The organism is Streptosporangium sp. G11 (assembly GCF_051192615.1).
In the GTDB taxonomy this organism is placed as follows: Bacteria; Actinomycetota; Actinomycetes; order Streptosporangiales; family Streptosporangiaceae; genus Streptosporangium.
Map to the genome: position 1 here is coordinate 1 of NZ_JBPJUQ010000209.1, position 3674 is coordinate 3674.

Consider the following 3674-nt stretch of genomic DNA (forward strand, 5'->3'; position numbering starts at 1 on the left):
CGGGCATGCGGCGTGGGCGCCGGTCCCGTCCCGCGCCCGCCCGGCGCGGACGGCCGGACCCCGCCGCCCGCCGCACCGCCCAGCCGCCGCACCGAACGCACCCGCCGACCACCCACGCGCAGCCGCCCGGATCACCCCACGGCCTCCTTTGCGCTTTCCCCCACCGTGAAGACGTGGGTCATACCAGTCAGCTCGAATACTCGCCGCAGAGCACCTCGCCCAAGGCCGCTCCGACCACCGGCCCCAACCGCTACGCGGACCCTACGGGTTCCTTCGGATTGGCGCCGGCCGCTCCGCTCCGTAGTGACTTTGGAAGGGCTTGCAGACTCGTGGAAATGACCTTGTCTGCTGTTGCCACTCTGAAAGCCGAAAGGGGCGATCCGCCCATACGGATCGCCCCATAGTGATCTAGTACTCCAGTGACACTTCGCGATCTTGAGGGCTCGGGGTCACATGGCGACGGCCACCGTGTGATCATTCGGAGTTTTGTGAGGACAACGAAAGATCGTGCGGTGGCCGCGAGCCGCAGCGTAGACTCTGGCGGCTGGATGGTCATCTTCGACGAGTTGATGGCCCGCATCGCCGGACGGTTCGGCCGCGTCAAACCGCGTCACACCGCACGCGCCTATGTGCGCGGGCTGCTGGCCGATGTCGACCGAAGGACTGCTGGAACCTGGCCGAACACGCAGGGCTTGTCGGCCCGCAGACCCTGCAGCGGCTGCTGCGCAACGTGCGCTGGGACGTCGATGTGGTATGCGATGACGTCCGGACTTCGTCGTCGACCGGCTCGGCCCGGACGGCGTGCTGATCGCCGATGAGACCGGCTTCGTCAACAGGGGCACGCTAATGACCTGCTGGCGTGCTGAACCGTCGCTCCGCCGCCAGGATCTTGTAGGCGCCGTCACGGTTCGGCATGATGCAGCCCCATGATCCGACGATCAGCGCCCGTGCTGGCCCTGCTGCTCGCCCTCACCGCCTGCGAGCAGGCTCCCCAGGCGACAGCGCAACGTCCGGCGAAGGCCGTAGCGATCTGTGACAGGGCCACGCCGCGCGACTTCGACGGCGACGGCGCCGACGACGTAGCCGTTGGGCAGCGGGACGGCGGCAGCGTCCATCTGCTCACCCGCGACCGCCTCGCCCCGATCACCGTCCCCGGTGCGGTGCCGAAGGATCTCGGGCACGCGGTCGCGCTGGCCAGGATGAACGACGACAAGTGCGCCGACCTCATTGTCGGCGCGCCAGCCACGCCGGTGAACGGCGTGCCCTCGGCGGGTGCCGTCTACATCGTGTACGGCGGCAACGCCGCACCCCCATTGAAGATCGAGGCTCCCCATCCCACCTCGTACGGCAGTTTCGGTTGGTCGGTCGCCGGTTACGACGGCTTCCTGGCCATCGGCGCTCCGGCTGAGACGGTCGACGGCTTGTGGGGCGGGGGCGCCGCCTACACCGGCAAGCCTCTGCAGCTCCGCAGGATCATCCAGGAATCGCCCGGCATCCCTGGTAACAGCGAAGAAGGCGACGAGTTCGGCTCCAGCGTCGCGATCGGGCCGCTGTGGGACGGCCGCGTCCAGCTCATCGTCGGGGCGCCGGGTGAGCGTACGGACGGCGCGGGCCGCCAGGCGATGGGAGAGCAGGACTCCCTCGACGCGCCGGGAGCGGTCACGGTGATCTCCGATGTGCGGGCGGACGAACTCGACGCCAGCAAGCACAACGGGCAAGGCACCTGCCGTGTCGGCCAGGAGGTCGCCTATGTGCCGGGAGCGGGAGGCCGCTGGGCCACGGTATCCGGCCGCTGCGGCCTGCTGCAGATCTGGGCGCACGACGGCCCCTGGCACACCGAGAACTGCCGCGCCTGCGTGCGCCAGGACTTCGACCCGGACCAGGACGCTGCCCTGGCCGCGGCGCCCGACGGCAGCCTGGCCGTGGCCTGGCGCGATTCGGTGGAGATCATCCCGCTCGAGCCGCGCGACAAGCGCTCGATCCTGTTCACCGGCCTCTGGCCGGTGGCGTTCTACGGCTCGCGCCTCGTCTTCGGCCCGTCCTCCGGCAAGAACGGCGTGGCGATCTACGATCCGGCCACCGGGAAGGTCAAGGAGGTCACATCGAAAAGCGGCGGCCAGGTCCTCGGCTAGTTGCTCCAGTAATACTGCGCGATCTTGAGGAGTCGGGGTCGCATGGCGACGGCCACCGCGCGATCATTCGGAGTTTGTGAAAACAACAAAAGATCATGTGGTGGCCGCGGACCACAGCGTAGACCCTGAGGGCTGGATGGTCATCTTCAACGAGCTGATGGCCCGGATCGCCGGCCGGTTTGGTCGCGTCGAGCCACGTCGCACCGCCGGCGCGTACGTGCGTGGGCTGCTGGCCGACATCGACCGCAAGAACTGCTGGAACCTGGCCGAACACGCCGGGCTGCTCGGTCCTCAGAGGCTGCAGCGGCTGCTGAGGGCTGCCCGCTGGGACGCCGACGCCGTGCGCGATGACGTCTGCGCGTTCGTCGTCGGCCGGCTCGGCCCCGGCGGCGTGCTGATCGCCGATGAGACCGGCTTCGTCAAGAAGGGCGCCGCATCGGCCGGGGTGCAGCGGCAATACAGCGGCACCGCGGGCCGGATCGAGAACTGCCAGGTCGGGGTGTTCCTGGCCTACGCCACCCCGGCGGGGCGGGCGCTGCTGGACCGGCGGCTCTACCTGCCTGAGCACACCTGGCTGGCCGACCCCGGCCGCTGTCAGGCGGCCGGCGTCCCGGACGAGATCGGCTTCGCCACCAAGCCCGCGCTGGCCACCGCCATGGTGCTGGCCGCGCTGGAGGCCGGCGTGCCCGCTCACTGGGTGACCGGCGATGAGGCCTATGGCCAGGACCCGCGCCTGCGCACCGCCTTGGAAGAGCATCGGATGGGGTACGTGCTGGCCATCGCGGGCAACCGGCACGTCAACCTCGACGGCGTCCAGATGAGCGCGGCCGAGGTCGCAGCCCGGGTGACCGACCGGCACTGGCACCGCTACCGCGCCGGGCAGGGTGCCAAGGGCCCGCGCTGGTATGCCTGGGCCTGGGCCCGCATCGACGAAAGCGAGGCCCACGGCTATCGGTGGCTGCTGATCCGGCGCAACCTCACCACCGGCGAACTGGCCTTCTACTGCTGTTACGCACCTGCCCGGCAGCCGCTGATGGCCCTGACCAAGATCGCCGGGGTTCGCTGGGCGATCGAGGAGTCCTTCCAGGCCGCCAAGGGCCAGGTCGGCCTGGACCACTACCAGGTGCGCGGCTGGACGGCCTGGCACCGGCACATGACCTTGGCCATGCTCGCCCTCGCCCTGCTGGCGGCCATCGCCGCTGCCCAGCCACACAGCACCACAGACGATCGCATCCCGCTGACACTGCCCGAGATCCGCCGGCTGCTGGCCACCCTGCTGCTGACCCGGCACCACTCGATCATCGACGTCCTGCGCTGGTCAGACTGGCGCCGCCGGCACCAAGCCACCGCCCGACACTGCCACTACCAGCGCAGATCCGAACCATGATCGCGAAGTGTCACTGGAGTACTAGCGCTCTTCTGAGGATCAGTCAGCGGTTAGGAGACCACTCGCAACGGCACACGAGAGGATGTCCCGCGGCTCGTGGAACTTGAAGAGCGGTCCCGCGGTCAGGCGACGTTCTCGTTGTAGCAGCTTGAAGT

At 69.2% G+C, this 3674-nt stretch carries 2 protein-coding genes and 1 pseudogene; all 3 read left to right on the forward strand.

Annotated features, from left to right (window positions below):
- Positions 1 to 569 precede the first annotated feature (569 nt).
- A pseudogene (locus ACSDR0_RS49690) lies at positions 570 to 840 on the forward strand (transposase); the annotation flags it as partial.
- An 86-nt stretch (positions 841 to 926) separates the two neighbouring features.
- Positions 927 to 2132, forward strand: a complete 1206-nt coding sequence (locus ACSDR0_RS49695; RefSeq protein WP_435295976.1) for an FG-GAP repeat domain-containing protein — start codon at positions 927 to 929, stop codon at positions 2130 to 2132.
- A gap of 157 nt (positions 2133 to 2289) precedes the next feature.
- Positions 2290 to 3519, forward strand: a complete 1230-nt coding sequence (locus ACSDR0_RS49700; protein WP_435295977.1) for an IS701 family transposase — start codon at positions 2290 to 2292, stop codon at positions 3517 to 3519.
- Positions 3520 to 3674: the final 155 nt, after the last annotated feature.

Bases quoted from the DNA above. Each gene is read 5' to 3' on its own strand.
- ACSDR0_RS49695 (WP_435295976.1), top strand. From the start codon at position 927: ATGATCCGACGATCAGCGCCCGTGCTGGCCCTGCTGCTCGCCCTCACC.
- ACSDR0_RS49700 (WP_435295977.1), top strand. From the start codon at position 2,290: ATGGCCCGGATCGCCGGCCGGTTTGGTCGCGTCGAGCCACGTCGCACC.